This window comes from Halomonas getboli (genome assembly GCF_023094245.1).
Lineage (GTDB): Bacteria > Pseudomonadota > Gammaproteobacteria > Pseudomonadales > Halomonadaceae > Halomonas > Halomonas getboli.
The window spans coordinates 268,133-290,096 of the sequence record NZ_JALMEW010000002.1 but is presented as its reverse complement, the minus strand read 5'-3'; the positions used below and the strand labels follow the sequence as shown (position 1 = coordinate 290,096).

Below are 21,964 nucleotides of genomic sequence, written 5' to 3'. Positions count from 1 at the left end.
CTAGGGGAGGGGCAGTAAGCGCTGCAGCTGCTTCAGGCGCCGCGCGGTGACCGCCACGAACAGCGAGCGCCGGGCCAGTCGCTTGGCCGCCGCGGGGTGACGCAGCGACCACCACAGCAGCAGCGCGCCGCCGCCCACGGCAGGCAGCCGATAGCGCTGGAGGGATTGCCAGCCGGCCTCGAGCGGGCGGGCGGCCTGGTGCCAGTGCTCGGCCTCGACCAGCAGGTCGAGGCGCTGCTGTTCGATAGCGGCCTCCAGGGCCGCCTTGCGGGCTCGGCGCTCGGCTTTGGTCATCGGTCAGCGCTCCTCGCTTCGGGTCTCCATCAGCTCGCGGTCCAGCGCCAGATGCTTGAGGGTGTCGACCAGCAGGGTGCGGCGCCGGGCCAGGTGCAACACCCAGCCCGCCAGCCCCAGGCCGCCGATCAGCAGCACCGCGGCACAGCCGCCGATGGCGGCCAGCCGATAGCTGTCCCAGAAGGCAACGATGATCAGGGTGGTCAGCGCGCCGAGCCCCAGCAGAAGCAGCAGCAGGCTGATGCCGGCCAGCAGCAGCAGGGTGATGAGCCGCGCGCGCTCCTCCTCGAGTTCCAGCACGGCGAGGCGCAGACGCGTCTCGCCGGTGGCAAGCAGGCTGCCCAGCAGCCGCTTGCCGGCGCCAAACAGCCGCTGAGCCGGTCCCTGGCTCTCCGACATCAGCGCCGCCCGATCAGCATGCCGACGACCACGCCGACGGCGGCGCCGATGCCGATGCTGGTCCAGGGATTGTCGCGGACGTAGCGGTCGCAGGCGTCGGCCTGCTGGGTCACGCTCTCGCGCGCGTCGCGGTAGGCGCGTTCGCCGCGAGCCTCGAGCCGGGCGCGGGTCTCGCTGAGGCGCTTCTCTGCGCGCTCGCGCAGCTCCTTGATGTTGTGGCGGGAGTCGTCGGCGGTGGCGTTGACCAGCTCTTCGACGGTCTGCGAGAGGTGCTGCAGATCTTCCTTGAGCTGTTCGGTGGACTCACGGGTACGGGAGGTGTGATCGGTCATCGGGTCATCCTCTGACGGTGCGTGACAGGCCCAGCATAGCAGTCGTCTCCGCGGAGCGTCATGATCTGCGGCAGATCACTGCGAGAAGGTACCGGTGGAAAACAGCGGGTTGAGGCTGAAGCCGAGGCTCAGGCGCTGCGTGCTGCGGTCGTAGTCGATCAGGCTCTCGCCGTAGCCCTGGTAGAACTGGACATGGCCGCGGATCTTGCCGAACAGCGGCCAGGAATAGTCGAGCTGGGCGCCCATGTGTCCGCTGTCGGGGTTGCCGCGCCACAGCAGGCTGGCTTCCTGGTCATCGAACAGCTTCCGGGCCACGGTGACGTCGGCGTACCCCATGTACTTGTGAATGTCGGGGTTGTCGTCCTGACCTTCGGTTTCCGGCAGGCGCCAGTAGGGCGACATCGAGATCGCCCAGTCATCGTTGATGAAGGTGCTGGTCAGGATCAGGCGGTTCCAGCTGCGCGACAGGTCGCCCGAGCGGCCGTTGGACTGGTGATTGAGCGAGAGCCGATTGTCGATATTGGTCCAGCCGGCCAGCGTCCAGTCGTTGTCGAAGTCGACGAAGACCTCCGGCTCGTAGTTGGTCTCGCGGAAGGGCGAGGAGGCATCGGAATTGTAGGCCTGCCACCAGCTGCGCTGGGTGTAGGCAAAGTAGAGATCGCCGCGATTGAAGACCAGGTCCTCGGCGAGCTTGAACTTGGCGCTGAACTGGAACTTCACCTCCATCCGATCGGGGCTGGCGCCGTGGTCGATCTCGTTGAAGGTCTCCTGGTTGGGAGAGCGGCTATAGCTGAACGGCAACAGATAGTTGCGATGGTGGGCGGTGATCGCGAACGGATTGCCGGCGGATTCCTCTTCCAGCAGGCGCCGCTCGGCCACCGAGGCACCGAGCTGCGGCGAATTCGTGGCTTCCTCCGTGGGCGTGGTGTCGTCGGTCGGTTCGGCGCCTGCCGGCGCGGCGTCCTCGACGTCGGCCGTCCGGGTCAGGCGCGCGCGCAGCTCGCCGATCTCGTCCTGCAGGGACTGGATGCGGTCGCGAATGGCCTGGCGTTCGGCATCGTCGAGCGGAGCCTGTGTCTGGGCCTGTGCCTGACCGGCCAGGCCGGCGCTCAGCACGGCGGCGGTCAAGGGGACGATAAAGCGTGGAGCCATGGGGAGCGGCTACCCTGTCTAGGTGGAAGCGTTCTTCTATCATGCCCGCTGGGCAAGTCAACGGCCAGTCATCGCCCGCCGGCCGATTGTCTTGCCGCCCCGAGACGACGACAATCCGCTGACACGCCCATGAGTTCGCCTTGTCGAGGTGCCAGTGATCGCTTTTCCGCGCTGTCGGCGGCTCGTCCGCTTTCACATTCTTTGCTGCCTGCTCGCGCTGTTGACGCTGTCGGCGGCGATCCCGGTCGCTGCCCAGACCGACGAGCTTCCCGAACGTGCCGACCTCGAGGAGCGGCTCGCCTCGCTTCGTCCTGAAGAGGGCAAGACCGCCGATGCTGCGGCGCAGCAGGCGATCGATGCCCTGCAGTCGGCGATCGCCGGGCTCGAGGCCCTGGACGACGTCGAGGCACAGCTGGCCGACCTGGAGAAGCGCGCCGAGCAGGCGCCCCAGGCATTGAACCAGGCGCGGGAGTCGCTGGCGAGCCTGCAGGACACGCCGCGGGAAGTGCCGGATCAGGAGGCGCTGGCGGGGCTGGACTTCGATACCCTGACCGCGCGCCTGGAGACGGCCACCGATGACCTCGAGGAAGCCCAGGATCGCCTCGCCGAGGTGGAGACCCGGCTGCTCGGCACTCAGACGCTACCCGAGCGTGCCCAGCAGGGAATCAGCGAAGCCTCCGCGGCGATGGAAGAACATCGACGCGCCCTCGAAGCGCTGTCGGCCCGCGAGGCGGCGAAGGATGCCCCGCAGCGGATACAGCATCTCGTGGCGCGGGCGCTGGCCGAGCGACGATTGGCGCTGCATCGGCGCGAGCTGGCCACCAATTCGCGCTTTCGGGAGCTGGCCCAGCAGCAGCGTGACCTCTACAAGCTGCGGGTGGCGCGGCTCGAAGCGCGTGTTCAGGCGCTGCAGGCCTCGCTCGAGCAGCGTCGCCGCGAGCAGTCGGAGCAGGCCGTCGCCGAGGCCGTCGGGGACGAGCCGGAGGGCGTGGCCAAGCATCCCCAGATCCTGGAAGCGCGTCAGGCCAATCGCGACATGAGCCTCGAGCTGCTGCGGGCGACCAGTCGGGCCAACGAACTGGAGCGTCAGGGCCAGGAGGCGCGGCGTCAGCTCGAGCGGGTGCGTCAGCTGCAGCGCGGACTGTCCGAGCATATCGAGGCGATCCGCGGCAGCCCGCTGCTGTCGCGGATTCTGCGCGAACAGCGCCGCGCCCTGCCGAGCATCGAGTCCACCGATGGTCTCAAGGAGGAAATCGCCGACCTGCGGCTGAAGCAGTTCGAGCTCGCCCGTCAGCGCGAGCGCCTGCAGGATCCCGAACAGCAGGCCGATCGGCGCCTCGAGGAGGCCGGCGCTCAAGCCTCCGAGGCCGTCAGCGAGTCCCTGGTGCAGCTGCTGCGCGCCCGGCGAGAGCTGCTTGACCGGCTCGAGCCGACCTACGGCGAGTTATTGACCGCGGCCATCGAGCTGCAGCTCAACCAGCAGCAGCTGGTCGAGACCAGCCGCGAGCTGCGCGGCACCATCGACGAGCAGCTGTTCTGGATCGCCAACGCCCGCCCGCTGGACCTGAGCTGGCTGACCCGCTTGCCGAGCCATCTGAGCGTTGAATGGGGCGAGGGGGAGTGGCGTCGCGCCCTGCCGGTCCATTGGCGTTGGCCCGATGCCGGGGCGCTGCTGGCCTCGCCGGTGCTGCTGCTCGCCGGCGTGCTGCTGGCGCTGCGCCGGCCGCTGTCCCGCCATCTGGCGCGTCTGCACGACGAGATCGGGCATCTGCGCCAGGACAGCCAGGGTCATACGCCACAGGCCATCGCGCTGGAGGCGCTGCTGGCGCTGCCGGGGCCGCTGTGCCTGGTGGCGGTGGCGCTGGCGATGATCTTCGGGGGCGTCGGGCTGGCGGTCAGCATTGGCTCGGCGCTGCTTTATCTGGCCCTGGCCTGGGCGATGATCGCCTGGATGCGACGGCTGCTGGTGTCCGACGGCGTGGCCATCCACCATTTTCACTGGCCGAGCGGCTATGTGGCGCGGCTGCGCCGCTGGCTGTGGTGGCTGGGGCTGGCGCTTGTGCCGGTGCTGTTCGTGGGCACCCAGGCCCGCGACGTCGACATCGACCTGACCCAGCGCCCGCTGGCGCTGCTGCTGCTGCTGGTCGGTCTGGTAGGCATGAGCCTGGCGCTGGCGCGGCTGATTCTGGCCCATACGCCGTTCTTCGGCGTCAAGCTGTTCCGCCTGCTGCTGGGCCTGGCGATGGCGATGGTGCCCCTGGTGCTGGGCGGGCTGGTGATCTTCGGCTATGCCTACACCGCGCTCAGCCTGGTGGGGCGGTTCGTGATCACCCTGGACCTGCTGGGCATCTGGATCCTGGTCGAGGCGGCGGTGGTGCGCGGGCTGGCCGTGGCGGCGCGGCGGCTGGCCTATCGGCGGGCGCTGGCCCGGCGCCGGGCGCTGGCTCATGAGGCCGAGAACGGCGAGCACGGCGTCGAGGTCGTCGAGGAGCCGCCGCTGGACATGCAGCAGGTCAACCAGCAGTCGCTGCGCCTGTCCAAGCTGATCCTGATGCTGGGCTTCCTGGTCATCCTCTACCTGGTGTGGGCCGACCTGCTGACGGTGTTCGGCTATCTCGAGCAGGTGATGATTCTCGGCGGCGAGGGCCAGCAGGGCGGTGAGCTGGTGGGCACCTCGATCTCGGTGGCCGACCTCTGCGTGGCGCTGCTGGTGGTGGCGCTGACGCTGATCATGGCGCGCAACCTGCCGGGGCTCCTGGAGGTGATGGTGCTGTCGCGCCTGGAGCTCAAGCAGGGCAGCGCCTACGCGATCAGCTCGCTGCTGTCCTACGTGATCATCGGTACCGGCGTGGTCTGGGCGCTGGGCACGCTCGGGGTCTCTTGGAGCAAGCTGCAGTGGCTGGTGGCGGCCCTCGGCGTGGGTCTCGGCTTCGGGCTGCAGGAGATCTTCGCCAACTTCATCTCGGGGCTGATCATCCTGTTCGAGCGTCCGGTGCGCATCGGTGACACCATCACGCTGGGCAACCTCACCGGCACGGTCAACCGCATCCGCATCCGCGCCACCACGGTGACCGACTTCGATCGCAAGGAGATCATCATTCCCAACAAGACGTTCGTCACCGACCAGCTGATCAACTGGTCGCTGTCGGACAGCATCACCCGGGTGATCCTGACCTACGGGGTGGCCTACGGTTCCGATCATCGACTGGTGCAGCGGCTGCTGCACCGGGTCGCCGAGGAGAACGCCCGGGTGCTGGCCGACCCCGAGCCCCAGGTGCTGTTCATGCGCTACGGCGAAAGCAGCCTGGAGTTCGAGCTGCGCATCTTCGTCAACAGCCTGGGCGACCGGCTGCTGGCCACCGACGAGATCAACGGCCGGGTCGGCGAGCTGTTCGCCGAGCACGGCCTGGAGATCGCCTTCAATCAGATGGACGTGTGGCTGCGCGACGACCGGGGCCGCGAGGCGCGGGTGCCGAGCCGCGGCTCGGGCGAGGCGCCCGCCCATCCGCCGCCCGGCGCGAACGGCGATCCGGGCGAGCTGGAGGCGGGAGACGGCGGAGGCGACGCCGGGCGCTAAAGCCCCTTCAGTATCGGAAAAGTCTTCGAGCGAAGGCTAGACAAGGCAAAAAGCAACGACAAATCGGCAGGGATTGCCGATTTGGGCAGCTTCGCTGCTCGAAGAGCGAGTGACAGGATGTCACGAGTCATAAGCCGGAGTTTACGAGCCGTAAATGAGGACTTTGACCGGGCTCGCGTTCGAGATGATTGTTAACGCCGTATAGCCGAGCGCAGATACTTTTCGGTTAGCTCCGGCGGGCGTAGAGCAGGAACTCTCTATTCCCGTCGCCGCCGCGGATCGGGCTCTCCTGCCAGTGTTCGATGGCGAAGCCGGCGTCCGCGCTGGCCTCGCGGATGCGTGCCTCCACCTCGGCATAGCGTGCGGGGTCCGTGACCAGCCCGCGGGCGTTGACGCCCTCGGGGCCGACCTCGAACTGCGGCTTGACCAGCGACACCAGCTCGCCGCCTTCGGGCAGCAGGACGCCGAGTTCCGGCAGGATCAGCGTCTGCGAGATGAAGGACACATCCATCACCGCCACCTCGGCCGGATGCTCGGCCAGCGCGGCGACCAGACGCGGGTCGCTGCGCATGGCACGGGCGTTGAGCCCCTCCAGGCAGGTCAGGCGCGGCTCGTCGCGCAGCTCGTCGGCGAGCTGGTCGTGGCCGACCTCGACGCCGATCACATGCGCCGCGCCGTGGCGCAGCGCGCAGTCGCTGAAGCCGCCGGTGGACTGGCCGACGTCGAGCACCGTGCGGCCCTCGAGCGTCAGCGCCAGGGCCTCCAGCACCGCCTCCAGCTTGAGCCCGGCGCGCGATACGTAGCGCTCCTCCGGGTCGTCCTCGACGCTCAGCTCGGTGGTGTCGGGCAGCTTCTCGCCGGGCTTGGTCAGCACCCGGCCGCCGCCTGTGAGGCTCACGCGGCCGTGGCGGATCAGGCGCTGGGCGCGGGTGCGCGAGCGCGCCAGTCCCTTCAGAAGGAGCAGCTGGTCGAGGCGTGGCATGGGGCGGTCCTGACGGTCGAAGAGGGGGAATGCAGGGCCGCCATTATGCCACAGCGGACGGCCCGGTCAGCCGCCCGGTTCGGCCTGCAGACCGCCCGGCGGCAGGCGGTCGGCGCCCCAGCTGCGCTGCAGGTAGCCGATCACCCGGTCCAGCTCGGCCTGGTCGATGCGCGCCGGCTCACCGGGCTCGAGCGGGTCGTGGTGGAAGATGTAGAGCCGCGAGGCGAACTGCTCGAAGGGCAGCGAGGCCTCGCCGAAGCGCTCGCCGTGGCCGGCGGTGCTGACCCGCACGCCGTCGCCCCAGTCCTGGCCGCTGTCGTTGTTGGGGTTGTAGAAGTAGACGCGGGTCTCGCCGCCGGGATCGAGGCTGACCCGCAGCAGGGTGATGGCGTGCCAGCCGATGAAACGGGCGGCGCTGTCGGTGACCGCGATGCCCGCCGGCTGCGGATGGATGATCGGCTGGTTGCCGTTGTAGCCGGGGTGATAGCTGGCATAGAAGTGGCGCAGGAAGCCGTCGAGATCGACCAGCTGGCCGCTGGCCACGTCGACGTTGATGCGAAAGCCGCGCCCCGACCACCAGCCGTGGAACTCCGGATTGACCCAGCGGTGGGGATCGCCCTCGCGGCCGATGCAGCGTCGGCCCATCTCGGCGTAGATGCGGTCAAGATGCGGGACCACGATCAGCGATACCGGGTCCAGGTCCATGGGCAGCTCGGTGGCCACGCCGCCGGTGCTGGCCATCGATGAGATCGGCTGGCCCTCGAAGTGCATGATGATCTCGTCGTCGCGGGCGGCCCAGGCCACCATCTGCAGCAGGTAGTCCGGGTCGTTGTAGGCCCACATCGACAGCGCCCGGGCCGACTGGCAGGTGGGATTGTTGCCCTGGCCGACGCCCAGCGGCAGGCCGAGCATGCACAGTACGCCCTCCAGCAGCCGCGCCCGCGGCGAGACGGCAGCGCCGAAGGCCAGATCGAGCCGCGCCTGAGACCAGTCCGACAGGGCCAGACCCAGCTGGCGCCACAGCGCCGGCGCCACCGGTGGCTGGTAGAGGATGCCGCGCTCGAGCGTCAGCGCCAGGCCGTAGACGGCCTGGGCGGTATCGGGGTGAAGCCCGCCGCGGATCAGCGCATGCACCAGTTCTCGATAGCACAGCAGGCAGTCGCGGCCGGTCGAGGAGAGCCCCAGCGCGTCGCCGATCAGGGTGTCGCCGTTGTCCAGCAGGTGGCGCAGCAGTACCGGGTGATAGGGTGAGACCAGGCCGGTATCGTGCATCGCCCGGGCGAAGCCGGTGGCCTCGGCCTGCAGGGCGGTGGGATCCATGCCGGTCAGGCGCTGGCGATAGACCTCGAGGCCCGGGTCCTCGCGGCAGGCGTGGGTGGGGCCGAACAGCGAACTGACCAGGCGGTCGGCGCCCTGGCCGCTGATGCCCAGATCGATCGCCGGGTCGGCCTGGCAGATGGCGATCTGGGTGATCATCTGCTTGACCGGACCGACCTGGATCGGGCGCTGCTGGAGGATGCGCCAGATCTCGCCGATCAGTCGGTCGATGATGTGCTCGTAGCCGATGCGCTGGGCCAGATGGGCGAACAGCCGCCGCGGCAGCTCGGCCAGGCGGCCCTGGGTTTCGCGTTCGGCCTCGCTGGGCGCGCCGAACAGCAGCCACAGGTTCAGGGCCATCACCTGGGTCAGGTAGTGGTGGGCCTGCTCCGACGAGATCAGCGCGTGGCGGACGTCGCCCCTGGCCACCGCCAGCAGCCTGAGCTCGCTGAGCGCCTCGATCACCACGGTGTTGGCATCGGCGCTCTTCAGTGCCTGGGTGGTCAGCGAGGGCACCAGGAACTGGGGCGTGGCCCAGTCCGAGCCCTCGAAGACCCCGGCGGCCTCCATGGCCGCGGTGCGGGATTCGACCGCCGCGGCGCCGCCCTCCTGCAGCAGCACGCGGCGGGCCGTGTCGAGTACCCGTGGCAGCTTGCCCGGCTTGGCGAAGTCCCGGGCCTGGGCCAGCAGGGTCGTGGCCTCGTCCAGTCGGGCCAGCAGGCCTGTCAGCTTGTCGTCGCCAGTTGGCGCGGGGGGATGGGTCACACCGACTCCTCGTCATTCTGCGGGATGACGTCCATGACGCCCCCATCAGACATAGAAATCAAGTTCTTCCATACGCTTGAGCAGGTCGCGCATGCGATGGGGATCGTCGCCCTTGAAGTACACCAGGCCCCAGTGGGTGCCGAAGGCGGTGCGCTTGGTGACGGTCTCCTGCATCGGCGGCGTCAGCTCGTGAGATTCGAAGTAGGCGTCGTCCTCGACCTCCTCGGGAATCTCCAGCTGGCTGACCACGCGCAGGCGCGGATAGACCCCAAAGCAGCCGGCGTAGCCGTCGGCATCGACGACCTCCTTGGGGAAGAAGGCGGCGACTTCCTCGGCCGTGGTCTTGGGGTCGAAGACCAGCATGCTGGCCTGATAGGCATTGAAGCCGTAGACCCGTTCGAGCAGCTCGAAGACCTTGAAGCCCGGCGGCCGGTAGGCAACCTCGCCGAAGTACATCTCGCCGTCGCTGGTGACGAAGTACTCGGGGTGAATCAGGCCGAAGGAGATATCGAAGGCCTTGATCAGCTTCTCGATCTGGGCGGTGATCTGGGGACGATAGCGCTCGAGCTCCGGCGAGGCGGGCACGAACACCGAATAGCCCAGGGTCACGTATTCCGAGATGTTGAGGAAGGCGATCTTGCCGTCGTGGATCCAGGCCTCCACGGCGAATTCCCAGCCGTCCAGATGCGATTCCATCAGCACCGGGAATTCCTCGTCGGGAATGGTGTCGACCTCGTCCGGCGTGCGGATCACCCGATGGCCCAGGCAGCCGGCCTTGTCGAAGGCCTTGAGGTGAATGGGGTCGTTGGGGTCGCCGTCGAGCTTGAGCAGGGTCTGGTTGACGCGCTTGAGAAAGCGGATGACATCGTCCTTGTCATGGGCCTCCTCGAAGATGCCGACGCGGATGCCGCCGAGCTGGGCGCGGCGCTTCATCAGCGCCTTGTCGCGCAGCAGCAGCGACTGGCCGTATAGCCGTGGGCTGTCGAGCAGCACCGAATTGATGGCGCCGGCCCATTCCACGGTTTCCTCGAACAGCGGGATGGCCACGTTCACGCCCATCTCCTTGAGCGTCTCGGCGATCTCCATCGAGCGGTCGTTCAGGCGCTCGAAGTTCCAGGAGAGGTAGGGGATGTCGTGCTGCTGGCAGTACTCCTCGGCCCAGTCCGGGGCCACCACCACATAGCGTCGGTCGAAGTTCTCGGCGGCTTCGATGGCATTCAGGCTCCAGCCCAGCAGCGCGATATAGCCCTTGTTGGGATCTTTCTTCATGGGATGCCTCCGATCGGCGATTCACGAATTGGCCCTCGCCGTCGGCGACGGCAAGGAGACGAGCTAACCACACCATAGTCGTTCCTGTGCAGTTGACGCGTTGATGGACATCCACGCACGTCACGATTCGGCAATCGCTCCTTGCTGCGCCGCCGGTCGCTTGGTATAGTGCGCGGCGTTCGGCAACTCCCTGATCCTGCTCAGAGAAGTGTCTGAACCAAATGGCATGTCAGATGCCCGCTGTGGTGGCCCCTCAGGTCCTCCCGCAATGCTAAGTCGCGAACCCCGCCAGGCCCGGAAGGGAGCAACGGTAGTGATGGATGCGTGTGCCGGGATGTGGCTTTTGGGGCCGCCTCCATTTTGGGCCGTATTTTTTCCCGCCGAGCCCTCTTTCCTGTTCCGCCTTATCCTTCGCTTCGCCGTCTTCGTCCGAGGCCAGGCGTGGCCGCGCGCATGTGTTCTCCATGGTTTGCCAAGACGTGAGCGCCTGGGGCACGTTTTGCTTCGACCATGGTCTGAGGCCTGCGCCGACGGCGCCGTGAGCCGACGGGGCGTTGGTCGCCGGCACGCGCTGTTATAAGATAACATTTTTTCGCTGCGGATGCCGCCGATGCACGGGCAGCGCTCGGCGTCTGCGGACGTTTGAGAGTCAAGGATCGCTTGCAGAAATGGAGTCTGGCCCGATGGAAAGAAGGCGCTTTCTCGGTGCGCTGGCCGTGCTGTCGCTGTTTCCCTCTTCTCTGGCGCTGGCCGATGAGCGTCGCGCCAACCGCTACAGCCTGTCGTCGAGCGGTGGCTCGGCGACGCTGACGATCGAGCTGCCCGAGGAAGCCGATTACCGATCGTTCAGCCTCGATGGCCCGCCGCGCTTCGTGATCGACCTCAAGCGGATCGATCGTGTCCTGCCGACACACACGGTGGAAACGAGCGGGACGATCGTCAAGCGCGTGCGAACCGGTGCGCGGCAGGACGGCGTTCGGCTGGTGGTGGATCTGGCACGTTCGGTGCCGACCCGGGTGACGATGCAGGACGCGGGCCGTGGCCTCAAACGGCTGGTGGTCCAGCTCGGCGAGGGCGATCCGATCATGGCATTGATGGGAGAAGCGAAGGCGGCCGACGACGGCCCGCGGCCGGCGGTGATCGCCATCGATGCCGGCCACGGCGGGCGTGATCCGGGCTGCATCAGCGCCTCGGATCACTACGAGAAGTTCGTGGCGCTCGGTATCGCCGCCAAGTTGTGCCGCCGCCTCGAAGCGGATGCGCGCTTCCGGCCTATCATGACGCGAGACGACGACACCTTCATTCCCTTGCACGAGCGGGTGCTGATCGCCCGGGACCGCCAGGCGGACATGTTCGTCTCGCTGCACGCCGATTCGGCGCCGCGCACGAGCGCCTCCGGGGCCTCTGTCTACGTGCTGGGGGCGGACGACGCCGGCTCGGCGGAGGCGCGCTGGCTGGCCGAGAGCGAGAACAGCGCCGACCGCTACGCCTCGACCCGCCAGAGTCGCATCTACAGCCAGGACCCCGAGGTGCAGGACATCCTGCTGGACCTGTCCATGAGCAGTACGCTCGCGTCCAGTCGCGACCTGGCCAAGACGATGCTGCACCACCTGTCGCAGACCACCAATCTGCACAATGACCGCGTCAATGCCGCTGGCTTCGCCGTGCTCAAGTCGCCGGAGATCCCGTCGATCCTGGTCGAGAACGGCTTCATGTCCAATCATCAGGACTGCCAGCGGCTGCTGACCGATGGCCACCAGCAGGCCCTGGCGGAGGCCCTCCACCAGAGCATCGGCGACTATTTCGAGCGCTATCCGCTGCACGCCTGATGGCACGACTTTCCAGGGGGTCAACGAAAAGGGCATCGTGCCGTGCACGATGCCCTTTTGGCGTGGTGATGGTACGGCAGTGCTCAGCCGGGCTGCGCCGTCTCCCGGTGTTCCTGTTCATAGGCGTTGACGTCGTTGCGCTCGCCTTCCCGCCAGATGAAGACGTTGAACATCGCATAGAGGATGGCGATCACGGGGGTGATCAGGGCCAGGAAGGTCCAGCCCATGTAGTCCCATGCCGAGACATCGAGTACGCCCATGTAGTAGGCGCCGCCCAGGCCCCAGGGGACCAGCGGCGAGGTCACGGTGGCCGAGTCCTCGCAGGTGCGCGAGCACACCGACGGCAGGATCCTGAGACGCCGGTAGGCCGGCACCAGCATGCGGCCCGGGATGATGATGGCGATGTACTGGCTGGCGGAGAACAGGTTGGTGGCCAGCGACGCGAACACGTGGGTCACGATCAGGCCCCGGGAGTGGCTGACCAGCTTGCCCATCCGGTCGAGCAGCACCTCGAGCATGCGGGTCTTTTCCAGTAGGCCGCCGAGGCTCAGGCCGATGAAGCCCAGCGAGATGGTCCACATCATCTCCTGCAGGCCGCCGCGGCTGAGCAGGCTGTCCACTGCCTCGATACCGGTCTCGGAGACGTAGCCGTAGTTCATGTAGTTCATCATGTCGCCGATCGCCACGCCCTGCACGCCGACGGCCATGGCGGCGCCGACCAGGCTGCCGATGACCATCACGGCGAGCGCATTGACGCGGCTGTAGGCCAGCACCACCACGACCAGCGGCGGCAGGAAGGCCAGCAGGCTGACCGAGTAGTTGGCCTGGATGCCCTGCAGCAGCTGGTCGGTCTGGGGGGTATCGATACCGCCGGTGTCGTGACCCAGGCCGATGACGAAGAACAGCGCCGCCGAGATGATCAGGGCGGGGCCGGTGGTGTAGAACATCGAGCGAATATGGTCGAACAGGTTGGCCTCGGCGATGCCGGCCGCCAGGTTGGTGGAGTCGGAGACCGGGGAGATCTTGTCGCCGAAGATAGCGCCCGAGATGACCGCGCCGGCGGTCATGGCGGGCGGGATCTCCAGGCCGCCGCCGATGCCCATGAAGGCCACGCCGAAGGTGGCGGCAGTGGTCCAGGAGCTGCCCGTCACCAGCGAGGCGATCGAACACACGATCACGGTGGTGAACAGGAAGTAGGACGGATCGATCAGCGTCAGGCCGTAGTACACCAGCGACGGGATGGTGCCCGAGGCGATCCAGCTGGCCACCAGCACGCCGACCATCATCAGGATCAGCATCGGCAGCATGGCGATCTCGCAGCCGTAAAGGATGCCCTTCTGGACGTCATGCCAGCGAAAGCCCGAGAGCAGCGCGATGATCGCGCAGACCACGATCGCCAGGATCAGCGAGATATGGGTGACCCAGTCCTCACCGAGGAGGAAGATCTGGGCGAACATCATGAAACACAGGAAGCCGATGCAGCTCAGGGCTCCGAGAAACGAGGGGCGTAGGGATGCATCGTGGGGCGTCGTATCGTGCACGTATGGCTCCTTCAAGGCATAAGATACCGTCGACCGATCGCGGGATCGGCCGGAGGGGGTCCTGGTGTGTTCTGAATCTGCTGGGGCGGGTGCCTCGTCAGGCCTGGGCGCCCAGGTGCTTGCGCAGGAAGTGCTGGGTACGTTCCTGCTCGGGATGGCTGAACAGGTGATCCGGGGTGTTGGCCTCGACCACGACGCCGCCATCCATGAACATCGCCCAGTCGGAGACGTCGCGCGCGAAAGCCATCTCGTGGGTGACGATCAGCATGGTCATGTGCTCCTCGGCGAGCCCCTTCATGACGCGGTTCACCTCCTCGACCAGCTCGGGATCCAGCGCCGACGTGGCCTCGTCGAAGAGCATGACCTTGGGCTGCATGGCCAGTGCCCGGGCGATGGCTACGCGCTGCTTCTGTCCCCCGGAGAGAGAGCTGGGGTAGGACCGTGCCTTGTCCGCCAGGCCCACGCGCTCGAGCAACTCCATGCCCAGTTCACGGGCGCTGCCGGCATTCATGCCCTTGAGCTTTCTGGGCGCCAGGGTCACGTTGTCCAATGTCGAGAGATGGGGAAACAGATTGAAGTGCTGAAACACCATGCCCATGTTCTGGCGGATATGATTGATATGTCTCTCGAAGGCCAGGCCCTTGAGGTCGGGACGGTTGACCTGTACGCCATCCAGCAGGATGCTGCCTTCGTCGATCACCTCCAGATTGTTGATCGAGCGCAGTAACGTGCTCTTCCCCGAGCCCGATGGTCCGATGATGGAGATGATCTTGCCGCGGTCGACCCTCAGGTCGATGCCCTTGAGCACCTCCAGGTCACCGAAGCGTTTCTTGACCCCCTTGAGCTCGACCATCGGGGTCTCTGTCGACTGTGTCATGTCGCGTCCTCGTTAGCGGCGATAGGCGGCACGACGCTCGATCCACGTCTGGCCGGCTTCCATCATCAGATTGATCAGGTAGTAGATGACGGCGATGGTGATGTAGAACTCGAAGGGTCGGAAGGTCACGCTGATGGCATACTGCGAGACATACACCATCTCTCCGATGCCGATGGCGGACAGCACCGAGATATCCTTGACCATGATGATCATGTTGTTGCTCAGCTGGGGCAGGGCGCGATAGAAGGCCTGGGGAAGGATCACGTAGAACAGCGTTTTCACGTGTCCGAAACCCAGCGAACGAGAGGCCTCGTACTGTCCGCTCGAGACCGATCGGATAGTGGCAATGAAGATATCGGCGTTGTAGGCCATGTAATGAAAGCCAAGGCCAAGAATCCCCACCACGATGGCCGGTATCAGGATCAGTTCGCCGAGGCCGAAGTAAAGAAAGTAGAGCTGCAGCAGCAGTGGTGTGGTCATGAACAGCCAGATGAAGAAGCGCAGTGGCCAGTTCACCATCTTGCGGGTATATAGCGTGATGACCGCCACGATCTGGCCACCGATTACCGACATCACGGCAACGGCCAGGCCGATCAGCAGGGTGACGCCGACGCCCTGAAGCAGGGTAGGCAGGTACTCGATGACGGGGCTGAAATCGAATTCCATGGGGCAATCCTTCTTGTTGTGGTCAGCTAAGGCGCCCTGTATGCGTTACAGGAAGGTGTAGCGTGTGGCTCGGCGATAGAGGAATTCCACGATGCCCATGACCGCATAGATGATGACGATGTACATCAGGGCGCTGAGCGTGAAGACTTCCAGAGGCTTGTAGGTGGAGCCGATCAGGCGCTGGGCTTGATAGGTCAGCTCGATCACCGAGATGATCGATACCAGCGAGGAGTTCTTGACCAGGATGATGGCCAGTACGCCGATCGAGCGAATCATCAGCCCGGCGGCCTGGGGCAGGATGATATACCTCAGGGTTTCCAGGCGACCGAAGCCCAGGGAGCGCGCCGCCTCGTTCTGGCCACTTTCCACCGATTCGATGGCGCCGCGAATGGCTTCGCTCATGTAGGCCCCGATATTGAAGGCCCCCACTACCACGCCACAGGTGAAGGGGTCCAGGCGCAGGCCGACGGCGGGGCCACCGTAGAAGACCAGCAGCAGCTGCACGAAATAGGGCGTGCCGCGCACCACGCTGATATAGGCGCGTGCCAGCCAGCGAACGGGTGTGATGCGCGAGGTGCGAAAAAACACCAGTACCGAGGCGATGAAGAAACCGAAGAACAGGGCGCGTGCGGAGATGTCCACGGTCACCCACGCCGCCTTGATCAGCAGCGGCGTGATCTCGATCATCAGATTGAAGTCCATGATCCCTTCTTTCCTGTTGTCGTGTTGTCAGGAAGGGTGGGGGGCAGCAGGGCTGTTGCCCTGCTGTGTCGATCCCGTCAGTTGAATTCGACGCCTGCGCCGATCCACTTGTCGACGATGTCCTGATAGGTGCCATCCGCCCGGATCTCCGCCAGCGCCTCGTTGAGCGCCTCCTTGAGCTGCGGAGAGCCTTTCTGGACGGCGATGGCGGCCGGGAAGCGAGGCAGATCGCCCACGTCGACCTGCTTGATGGCGATATCGTCCTCGTTGAGCGCGACATAGACGGGAATGTCATCGGCGACCATGACGTCGATGCGACCGGTGGTGAGGGCATTGAGCATGTCGGGCAGCCCCTGGAAGGTCTGGTTGCGCCACCGGCCTTCGGCGTGCTCGGTGGCCCACTGGTTACCCGTCTCGCCGAGGGTCGAGCCCACTCGCTTGCCCTCGAAGTCCGCGATGCTGGAGACGTCATCGGTCTCTTCCTGCACCCAGATGGAGAGCCCCGAGCGGTAGTAGGGATCGGTGAAGTCGACGGCCTTCCGACGCTCCTCGGTAGCACTCATGCTGCAGATGCAGGCATCGAAACGGCCCCCGGCCAGGGCGGCGACGATGCCATTCCAGGGCGATGTCTGGATATTGACCTCGACGCCCATCTTGTCCGCCAGCGCCTTGGCGATATCCACGTCGAAGCCGACCAGGTTGCCCTGAGTATCGACGAAGCTGAACGGTGGGTAGGCACCGGAATTGGCCACCTGGAAGACATCGTCCTGGATCTCGGGAAGGTCCCGGGCCTGGGCCGGCAAGCTGGCCAGAGACAGGGCGCCGAGCAGTGCCAGGGCGCCGATGACGGGACGGTGGAACGGCTTGTTGTGCTTTGTCATGTTATTGCCTGCTTGTTATGGAGTTAGCGTGATGGATTTGGCGTTATGGGTCTGGCGCTATGAGTCTAGGTGATTAATTTATGGATCTGCTGGATGACGCTTTCGACGTTCTCGATGCGGGGGGTGGCGATCACCTCCTGACTGTGGGGCAGGGGTAGCGGTGCAGGCCGTTGCCTGCGCGCGTCATGCTCGTTCGAGGATCATGGCGATGCCCTGGCCGCCGCCGATGCAGGCCGCCGCGCAGCCGTAGCGCCCTTTTTGGTGTTGCAGCGTGCGAGCGAGGGTGCCGGCCAGGCGGATGCCGGTGGCGCCGAGGGGATGGCCCAGGGCCAAGGCGCCGCCGAACACGTTGACGCGCTCGGGGTCGAGCCCCAGGGTGTCGATGGCATAGAGCGGCACGGCGCTGAAGGCCTCGTTGATCTCCCAGGCGTCGATGTCGTCGATGCCGAGGCCGGTGGCGGCGAGCACGCGCTCGATGGCGACCGCCGCGCCGGCACCCATGCGCTCCGGCATCACGCCGCAGTCGACCACCTCGACCACCCGCGCCATGGGCGCAAGCCCGTGATGCGCCAGGGCGCTCTCGGACATCACCAGGGCGGCGCCGGCACCGGAGGTCAGCGGCGAGCTGTTGCCGGGGGTGACCCGGCCGCCCTCGAGGAAGGCCGGGTCGAGCTCGGCCAGCCGCGAAAGGCTGGTGTCGGGGCGGATGTTGGCATCGCGCTCGACGGACTCGCCGGCGGCGTTGGTCAGCGACAGGCGCTCGCCGTCGAACCAGCCTTCCCGCTCGGCCAGCCCGGCCCGCTGATGGGAGCGCAGGGCGAAGGCGTCCATGGCCTCCCGGGTGATGCCGCTCTCCCGGGCCAGGCGCTCGGCGGTCAGGCCCATGTTCATGGCCACGCTCAGGTCGAGGTCGTCCTTGCCCTGCAGGGCCTCGGGCACCGTCAGCACGCCTTCCTTGAACAGGCTCGGGCCCATCGGCACCCGTGACATGTTCTCGAAGCCACCGGCCATGCCGGCCTGGATGGCGCCGGCCTGGATCTCGCGCACCGTGCCGCGCAGCGCCGCCAGGCCGGAGCCGCACTGCTGGTCGAACAGCCGCGAGGGGCAGCCGTTGCCGAGCCGCGAGAGCCACAGCGGATAGCGGCCGCCGAAGCTCCACTGCTCCTTCACCGGCAGGGCACAGCCGATGCCGAGGTCCTGAATGGCGTCGCCCTCGACTGCGTTGCGTTCCAGCAGGGCGTCGATCACCCGGCCGAGCAGCACGTCGCCGCGGGTGTCTGACCAGGCGTCCACCTCCGGCTTGCGGGGATGGGCGCGGGTGAAGGCGCTGCGCGCGAAGTCGACGAGATAGGCGGCATTCATGAGGGGCTCCGCGCGGTGTCGCCGGTGGCCCAGCGATGGATGAACAGGGCGTAGGTGGTCAGCACCCGGCGGATGGAGTCGATCTCGACGCATTCGTCGACGCCGTGGATGCGCTGGGCGACCGGGCCGTAGCAGGTGCCGTTGATGCCGCCCGAGACGTGGAAGGCGCGCAGGTCGGTGGTGCAGGTCGAGAGGTAGTGGGCCGGCGGCGCGCCGACGAGATCCTCGTGGCAGCGCGACAGCAGGCGGATCCCGGGCGTCTCGAGGTCGACCAGGTGGCCCTCGGAGCGAAAGCCGTGGAACTCGACCCGCGGCGCGGGGCTGCCGTCGTCCAACGCACGGTGGTGTGTGGCGACGACCTCGCGCACCCGCGCCATCACCTCGTCGGCACTCAGGCCCGGCGGGAAGCCGACGCGGCCCTCGAGGATGGCGTGGGCCGGTACGCTGGAGGCCCAGTTGCCGCCCTCGATCTTGCCGATGCTGAGGTTGAAGGGGTGTTCCAGGGCGTCGTAGGGCGCCGGTCGGGGCAGGGCGTTGATCTCGTCCTCCAGCGCCTTGAAGGCCGGCAGGTAGCCTTGCAGGGTCTCGATGGCGTTGCTGCCGGCGCGGGTGTCCAGCACATGGGCCGGCACGCCGTCGACGCGCAGGCGGAACCACAGCACGCCCACCTGGCCGCTGTAGATCTGGGCGCCGAAGGGCTCGGGGATCAGCACGAAGTCGCCGCTGTAGCCCTGATGCAGGCAGGCCAGCGCGCCGTTGCCGGTGCACTCCTCCTCGATCACGGTCTGCAGGGTCAGCGGGAAGTCGATCTCGATGCCGCTCTCGCGCACTGCCTGCACGGCCATCACCATGGCGGCGATGCCGGCCTTCATGTCGCCGGCGCCGCGACCGTACAGCCAGCCGTCCTGCTCCCAGGGCTCCCAGGGCGGCCGCGTCCACATGTCGGTGGGCTCGGCGGGCACCACGTCGAGATGGCCGTTGAGCACCAGATGGGGCCTGTCGGCGTCCGGGTTCAGCCGGGTGACCAGGTTGTAGCGGCCCTCGCTCGACCACGCGGTGGGCGCGCGGTGGGGATGATCGGCGAAGCCCGGGGCATCCAGGGCGACGCGCTCGGCCGGCAGGTCGAGCCGCTCGAACCACTGTTCCATGGTGTCGAGCGCGCCGCGTTCCTGGCCCAGCACGCTGTAGCCGCGCACCAGGTCGCGGGTCAGGTCGAGGGTGGTGTCCATCAGCGCCTCGCAGCGCTCGAGCAGCCGCGTTTCGGTGGCATTCAGCATCAGAACCTCCCCAGCCGGTGTTCGTCGATGATCAGTTCGGCCTCGGTGGCCGCGCGCAGCGAGGCCACGTCGAGCCCCTCGGCGATGTCCACGACCTCGAGGCCCGCCTCGGTCACGTTCATCACCGCCTTCTCGGTGATGATGATCGAGACGCAGCGCCGCGCCGTCAGCGGCAGCCGACACTGGCGCAGGATCTTGGCATTGCCGTGCTTGTCGTTGTGCGAGCAGAGCACCACCAGCCGCCGGACCTTCTGCGCCAGCTCCATGGCGCCGCCGATGCCGGGCGAGAACTTGCCGGGAATCTTCCAGTTGGCGAGGTTGCCCTGCTGGTCGACCTCGAAGGCGCCCATGAAGGTCACGTCGACCCGGCTGCGGCGGATCATGGCGAAGGACAGGGCGCTGTCGAAGACGCTGGCCCCGGGCCGGGTGCCGATATAGGCGCCGCCGGAGTCGATCATCTCGAGGTCGGGCTCGGCATCGGGCGCGAGGGGCTGGCAGCCCAGCACGCCGTTCTCGGAGTGCACCAGCACCTCCATGTCCGGCGGCAGGTAGTGGAACAGCCGGGTGGGCAGGCCGATGCCGAGGTTGACGATCTGGCCGTGGGAAACCTCCCGGGCGGCGCGGGCGAGGATGCGTTCCTGGTCAGACGGCATGGGCGTGGCCTCCCTGTTGGTCGGCGGCGGGGTCGACCTGCACGACCTGGCTGACGAAGGCGCAGGGCGTGTGGATGGAGGCCGGTGCCAGCCGGCCGGGCGCCTCGACTCGATAGGCCTGGGCGATGACGCGGTCGGCGGCCATGGCCATCAGCGGATTGAAGTTGATCGCGGTGCCGCGATAGACGAGGTTACCGTAGGCATCGGCCAGGTCGGCGTGCACCAGGGCGAAGTCGGCGCGGATGGCGGGTTCGATCGCCCAGGTCCGGCCGTCGCAGTCGATCTCGCGGCGGCCCTCGCCGATCTCGGTGCCCAGGCCGATATCGGTCAGGAAACCGTAGTGGCCGGCGCCGGCGCAGCGGATCTTCTCGGCCAGCAGCCCCTGGGGGTGGATCTCCACGGCGAGGTGGCCCTGGTTCATCTCCTCGATGGCGACCCGGTTGAGACCGATGTGCGAGGTGATCAGCCGCTCGACGCGGCCGGCGCGGATCAGCGGGCCGATGCCGATGTCCGGCTCGTTGGCGTCGTTCTTGATCAGCGTCAGGCGTTTCTGGCCCTGGGTCAGCAGTTCGTCGAGCAGTGCGCAGGGCGTGCCCGGCGTGCCGAAGCCGCCGACCATGATCGAGGCGCCGTCGGGAATGGCGGCGATCGCCGCCTCGAGCGTGGTGTGCTTGTGATTGAGCCGTGTCATGGGAGATCAGCCTGTGATGCCGTGAGCGGAGGGCGTGGCGTGGGCGTCGCGCAGCGGCGCCACTTCGCGGTCGAGCCGGTCGAGGGCGCGCCCCAGGCGCTCGAGCAGCAGCGCGGTCTCGTCCTCGTCGATGGTGAACGGCGGACTGACCAGGAAGTGATCGCCGGCGCGGCCGTCCAGGGTGCGGCGCGGGTAGATGAGCAGCCCTTCCTCCTTGGCCAGTGCCGTGACGCGGGCGAAGAGGTTGGCCTCGGCGGGGAAGGGCGTCTTCCCGACCGGGTCCATGACCAGCTCCACGCCCCACAGCAGGCCGAGGCCGCGCACGTCGCCGATCCAGTCATGGCGGGCCTTGAGGGCCTCGAGCCCCTGCTGCAGCTGGCGGCCGCGGGCGTTGACGTTGTCCATCAGGCCCTCGCGGCGAATCGCCTGGACGGCGGCCAGGCCGGTGGCGCAGGCCAGCGGATTGCCGGCATAGGTGTGGCCGTGCTGGAAGCCGCCGCCGGCCATCACGGTGTCGACGATGTCCTCGCGGCACAGCAGCGCACCCACCGGGTAGTAGCCGGCGCCCAGGCCCTTGGCGGTGGTCAGCAGGTCCGGCACCACGCCCCAGTGCTGATAGGCGAACCAGCGGCCGGTGCGGCCCACACCGCACAGCACCTCGTCGAAGATCAGCAGGCAACCGAACTCGTCGCACAGCTCGCGCAGCCCCTCCAGGTAGGCCCGGTCGACCAGCCGGGCGCCGGTGCTGGCGCCGCCGACCGGCTCGACGACGATGGCGATGACGGTGTCGCCGCCGGCGGTCTCGATCCGTTCGCGGGTCTCGTCGAGCACGCGGCGCACGTGGGTCTCGCGGTCCGCCTCCGGCTGACGATAGAAGTCCGGGCCGGGCACCTTGAGCGAGCCCGAGGTGATGTCGGCGAAGGGCGCTTCCAGCGGCTGGTAGCCGGTGACGCCGAGCGCGCCGAGGGTGCTGCCGTGATAGGACGGGCGCAGCGAGACGAAGCGACGGCGCTGGGGCTCGCCGCGAGCGGTGAAGTACTGGCGGGCCAGCTTGAGCGCGGACTCCACCGCCTCGGAGCCGCTGGAGACGAAGAACACCTTCTTTAGCGCGCCTTCGGTCATCTCGACCAGGGCGTTGCCCAGCGCCATGGCCGGCGCGTTCTCGAACTGGGTGCGATAGGTGAAGGCGACGCGGTCGAGCTGAGCCGTCATGGCATCGCGGATGTCCTGGCGGCCGTGGCCGAGGTTGCAGGAAATCGCCCCGGAGCAGCCGTCGAGATACTCCTTTCCCCGGGTGTCCCAGAGGAAGACGCCCTGGCCGTGACTGACTTCCGGCATGGCGGGACCGGCCTGATAGAACAGGGGAGAGGTGGTCATGGTATCGGTCCGTTGTGGTTG

19 protein-coding genes and 1 other RNA gene are annotated in these 21,964 nt (G+C 67.2%); 3 read left to right on the top strand and 17 right to left on the bottom strand.

Features of this window, described 5'->3' with window-relative positions; translation table 11 throughout:
• The 4 genes from MYL53_RS06300 to MYL53_RS06285 all read right to left on the bottom strand — a co-directional run bounded on the left by MYL53_RS06300 (position 1) and on the right by MYL53_RS06285 (position 2,177).
• Complete coding sequence (locus MYL53_RS06300) at positions 1-294, bottom strand: YqjK family protein (RefSeq protein ID WP_247852780.1); 294 nt, start codon at positions 292-294, stop codon at positions 1-3.
• Between the two features lie 3 nt (positions 295-297).
• Positions 298-693, bottom strand: a complete 396-nt coding sequence (locus MYL53_RS06295) for a phage holin family protein (RefSeq protein ID WP_247852779.1) — start codon at positions 691-693, stop codon at positions 298-300.
• Positions 693-1,025, bottom strand: a complete 333-nt coding sequence (locus tag MYL53_RS06290; RefSeq protein WP_247852778.1) for an ElaB/YgaM/YqjD family protein — start codon at positions 1,023-1,025, stop codon at positions 693-695. The genes MYL53_RS06295 and MYL53_RS06290 overlap by 1 nt, the downstream gene beginning before the upstream one ends.
• Positions 1,026-1,100: 75 nt before the next feature.
• Complete coding sequence (locus MYL53_RS06285) at positions 1,101-2,177, bottom strand: phospholipase A (RefSeq protein WP_247852777.1); 1,077 nt, start codon at positions 2,175-2,177, stop codon at positions 1,101-1,103.
• A gap of 154 nt (positions 2,178-2,331) precedes the next feature.
• Between MYL53_RS06285 and mscK the strand changes: the two genes are divergently transcribed.
• Positions 2,332-5,754, top strand: a complete 3,423-nt coding sequence (gene mscK / locus MYL53_RS06280) for a mechanosensitive channel MscK (RefSeq protein ID WP_247852776.1) — start codon at positions 2,332-2,334, stop codon at positions 5,752-5,754.
• Positions 5,755-5,980: 226 nt separating this feature from the next.
• Here the strand turns inward: mscK and MYL53_RS06275 are convergent, their stop codons facing one another.
• The 3 genes from MYL53_RS06275 to MYL53_RS06265 form a co-directional block, all read right to left on the bottom strand.
• Positions 5,981-6,736: a TlyA family RNA methyltransferase gene (locus MYL53_RS06275; RefSeq protein WP_247852775.1), complete on the bottom strand. Its 756-nt coding sequence runs from the start codon at positions 6,734-6,736 to the stop codon at positions 5,981-5,983.
• Positions 6,737-6,802: 66 nt separating this feature from the next.
• A complete protein-coding gene (locus MYL53_RS06270) occupies positions 6,803-8,818 on the bottom strand; it encodes a hypothetical protein (protein ID WP_247852774.1) in 2,016 nt (671 codons plus the stop codon).
• Between the two features lie 45 nt (positions 8,819-8,863).
• Positions 8,864-10,087 (bottom strand): ATP-grasp domain-containing protein, encoded by a 1,224-nt coding sequence (locus MYL53_RS06265; protein WP_247852773.1) that lies wholly within the window; start codon positions 10,085-10,087, stop codon positions 8,864-8,866.
• A gap of 252 nt (positions 10,088-10,339) precedes the next feature.
• Between MYL53_RS06265 and ffs the strand changes: the two genes are divergently transcribed.
• An RNA gene (gene ffs, locus MYL53_RS06260) (signal recognition particle sRNA small type) lies at positions 10,340-10,436 on the top strand.
• Positions 10,437-10,770: 334 nt separating this feature from the next.
• Complete coding sequence (locus MYL53_RS06255) at positions 10,771-11,916, top strand: N-acetylmuramoyl-L-alanine amidase (protein WP_247852772.1); 1,146 nt, start codon at positions 10,771-10,773, stop codon at positions 11,914-11,916.
• An 83-nt stretch (positions 11,917-11,999) separates the two neighbouring features.
• Here MYL53_RS06255 and nhaC read toward each other — a convergent pair whose 3' ends face one another.
• The 10 genes from nhaC to MYL53_RS06205 all read right to left on the bottom strand — a co-directional run bounded on the left by nhaC (position 12,000) and on the right by MYL53_RS06205 (position 21,943).
• Complete coding sequence (gene nhaC / locus MYL53_RS06250) at positions 12,000-13,457, bottom strand: Na+/H+ antiporter NhaC (RefSeq protein WP_247852771.1); 1,458 nt, start codon at positions 13,455-13,457, stop codon at positions 12,000-12,002.
• Between the two features lie 97 nt (positions 13,458-13,554).
• Positions 13,555-14,334 carry an amino acid ABC transporter ATP-binding protein gene (locus tag MYL53_RS06245; RefSeq protein WP_425591739.1) on the bottom strand — a complete coding sequence of 260 codons (780 nt, stop codon included), beginning with the start codon at positions 14,332-14,334 and terminating at the stop codon, positions 13,555-13,557.
• A gap of 12 nt (positions 14,335-14,346) precedes the next feature.
• Entirely contained in the window at positions 14,347-15,000 is a 654-nt protein-coding gene (locus tag MYL53_RS06240; protein WP_247852770.1) for an amino acid ABC transporter permease, read from the bottom strand.
• A 45-nt stretch (positions 15,001-15,045) separates the two neighbouring features.
• The gene (locus tag MYL53_RS06235; protein WP_247852769.1) at positions 15,046-15,702 is read right to left on the bottom strand and encodes an amino acid ABC transporter permease; all 657 of its coding nucleotides are present in this window, start codon (positions 15,700-15,702) and stop codon (positions 15,046-15,048) included.
• A 77-nt stretch (positions 15,703-15,779) separates the two neighbouring features.
• The gene (locus MYL53_RS06230) at positions 15,780-16,583 is read right to left on the bottom strand and encodes a transporter substrate-binding domain-containing protein (RefSeq protein ID WP_247852768.1); all 804 of its coding nucleotides are present in this window, start codon (positions 16,581-16,583) and stop codon (positions 15,780-15,782) included.
• 183 nt (positions 16,584-16,766) lie between these two features.
• The gene (locus tag MYL53_RS06225) at positions 16,767-17,945 is read right to left on the bottom strand and encodes an acetyl-CoA C-acyltransferase (RefSeq protein WP_247852767.1); all 1,179 of its coding nucleotides are present in this window, start codon (positions 17,943-17,945) and stop codon (positions 16,767-16,769) included.
• The gene (locus MYL53_RS06220; RefSeq protein ID WP_247852766.1) at positions 17,942-19,222 is read right to left on the bottom strand and encodes an ArgE/DapE family deacylase; all 1,281 of its coding nucleotides are present in this window, start codon (positions 19,220-19,222) and stop codon (positions 17,942-17,944) included. The genes MYL53_RS06225 and MYL53_RS06220 overlap by 4 nt, the downstream gene beginning before the upstream one ends.
• The gene (locus MYL53_RS06215) at positions 19,222-19,875 is read right to left on the bottom strand and encodes a 3-oxoacid CoA-transferase subunit B (RefSeq protein WP_247852765.1); all 654 of its coding nucleotides are present in this window, start codon (positions 19,873-19,875) and stop codon (positions 19,222-19,224) included. The genes MYL53_RS06220 and MYL53_RS06215 overlap by 1 nt, the downstream gene beginning before the upstream one ends.
• The gene (locus MYL53_RS06210; protein WP_247852764.1) at positions 19,865-20,566 is read right to left on the bottom strand and encodes a CoA transferase subunit A; all 702 of its coding nucleotides are present in this window, start codon (positions 20,564-20,566) and stop codon (positions 19,865-19,867) included. The genes MYL53_RS06215 and MYL53_RS06210 overlap by 11 nt, the downstream gene beginning before the upstream one ends.
• A 6-nt stretch (positions 20,567-20,572) precedes the next feature.
• Positions 20,573-21,943, bottom strand: a complete 1,371-nt coding sequence (locus tag MYL53_RS06205; RefSeq protein WP_247852763.1) for an aminotransferase family protein — start codon at positions 21,941-21,943, stop codon at positions 20,573-20,575.
• Positions 21,944-21,964 lie beyond the last annotated feature (21 nt).

Bases quoted from the DNA above. Each gene is read 5' to 3' on its own strand.
- MYL53_RS06285 (WP_247852777.1), bottom strand. From the start codon at position 2,177: ATGGCTCCACGCTTTATCGTCCCCTTGACCGCCGCCGTGCTGAGCGCC.
- MYL53_RS06215 (WP_247852765.1), bottom strand. From the start codon at position 19,875: ATGCCGTCTGACCAGGAACGCATCCTCGCCCGCGCCGCCCGGGAGGTT.
- MYL53_RS06295 (WP_247852779.1), bottom strand. From the start codon at position 693: ATGTCGGAGAGCCAGGGACCGGCTCAGCGGCTGTTTGGCGCCGGCAAG.
- MYL53_RS06220 (WP_247852766.1), bottom strand. From the start codon at position 19,222: ATGCTGAATGCCACCGAAACGCGGCTGCTCGAGCGCTGCGAGGCGCTG.
- MYL53_RS06290 (WP_247852778.1), bottom strand. From the start codon at position 1,025: ATGACCGATCACACCTCCCGTACCCGTGAGTCCACCGAACAGCTCAAG.
- MYL53_RS06235 (WP_247852769.1), bottom strand. From the start codon at position 15,702: ATGGACTTCAATCTGATGATCGAGATCACGCCGCTGCTGATCAAGGCG.
- MYL53_RS06210 (WP_247852764.1), bottom strand. From the start codon at position 20,566: ATGACACGGCTCAATCACAAGCACACCACGCTCGAGGCGGCGATCGCC.
- MYL53_RS06240 (WP_247852770.1), bottom strand. From the start codon at position 15,000: ATGGAATTCGATTTCAGCCCCGTCATCGAGTACCTGCCTACCCTGCTT.
- MYL53_RS06245 (WP_425591739.1), bottom strand. From the start codon at position 14,334: ATGACACAGTCGACAGAGACCCCGATGGTCGAGCTCAAGGGGGTCAAG.
- MYL53_RS06205 (WP_247852763.1), bottom strand. From the start codon at position 21,943: ATGACCACCTCTCCCCTGTTCTATCAGGCCGGTCCCGCCATGCCGGAA.
- MYL53_RS06230 (WP_247852768.1), bottom strand. From the start codon at position 16,583: ATGACAAAGCACAACAAGCCGTTCCACCGTCCCGTCATCGGCGCCCTG.
- MYL53_RS06300 (WP_247852780.1), bottom strand. From the start codon at position 294: ATGACCAAAGCCGAGCGCCGAGCCCGCAAGGCGGCCCTGGAGGCCGCT.
- MYL53_RS06265 (WP_247852773.1), bottom strand. From the start codon at position 10,087: ATGAAGAAAGATCCCAACAAGGGCTATATCGCGCTGCTGGGCTGGAGC.
- MYL53_RS06225 (WP_247852767.1), bottom strand. From the start codon at position 17,945: ATGAATGCCGCCTATCTCGTCGACTTCGCGCGCAGCGCCTTCACCCGC.
- MYL53_RS06275 (WP_247852775.1), bottom strand. From the start codon at position 6,736: ATGCCACGCCTCGACCAGCTGCTCCTTCTGAAGGGACTGGCGCGCTCG.
- MYL53_RS06255 (WP_247852772.1), top strand. From the start codon at position 10,771: ATGGAAAGAAGGCGCTTTCTCGGTGCGCTGGCCGTGCTGTCGCTGTTT.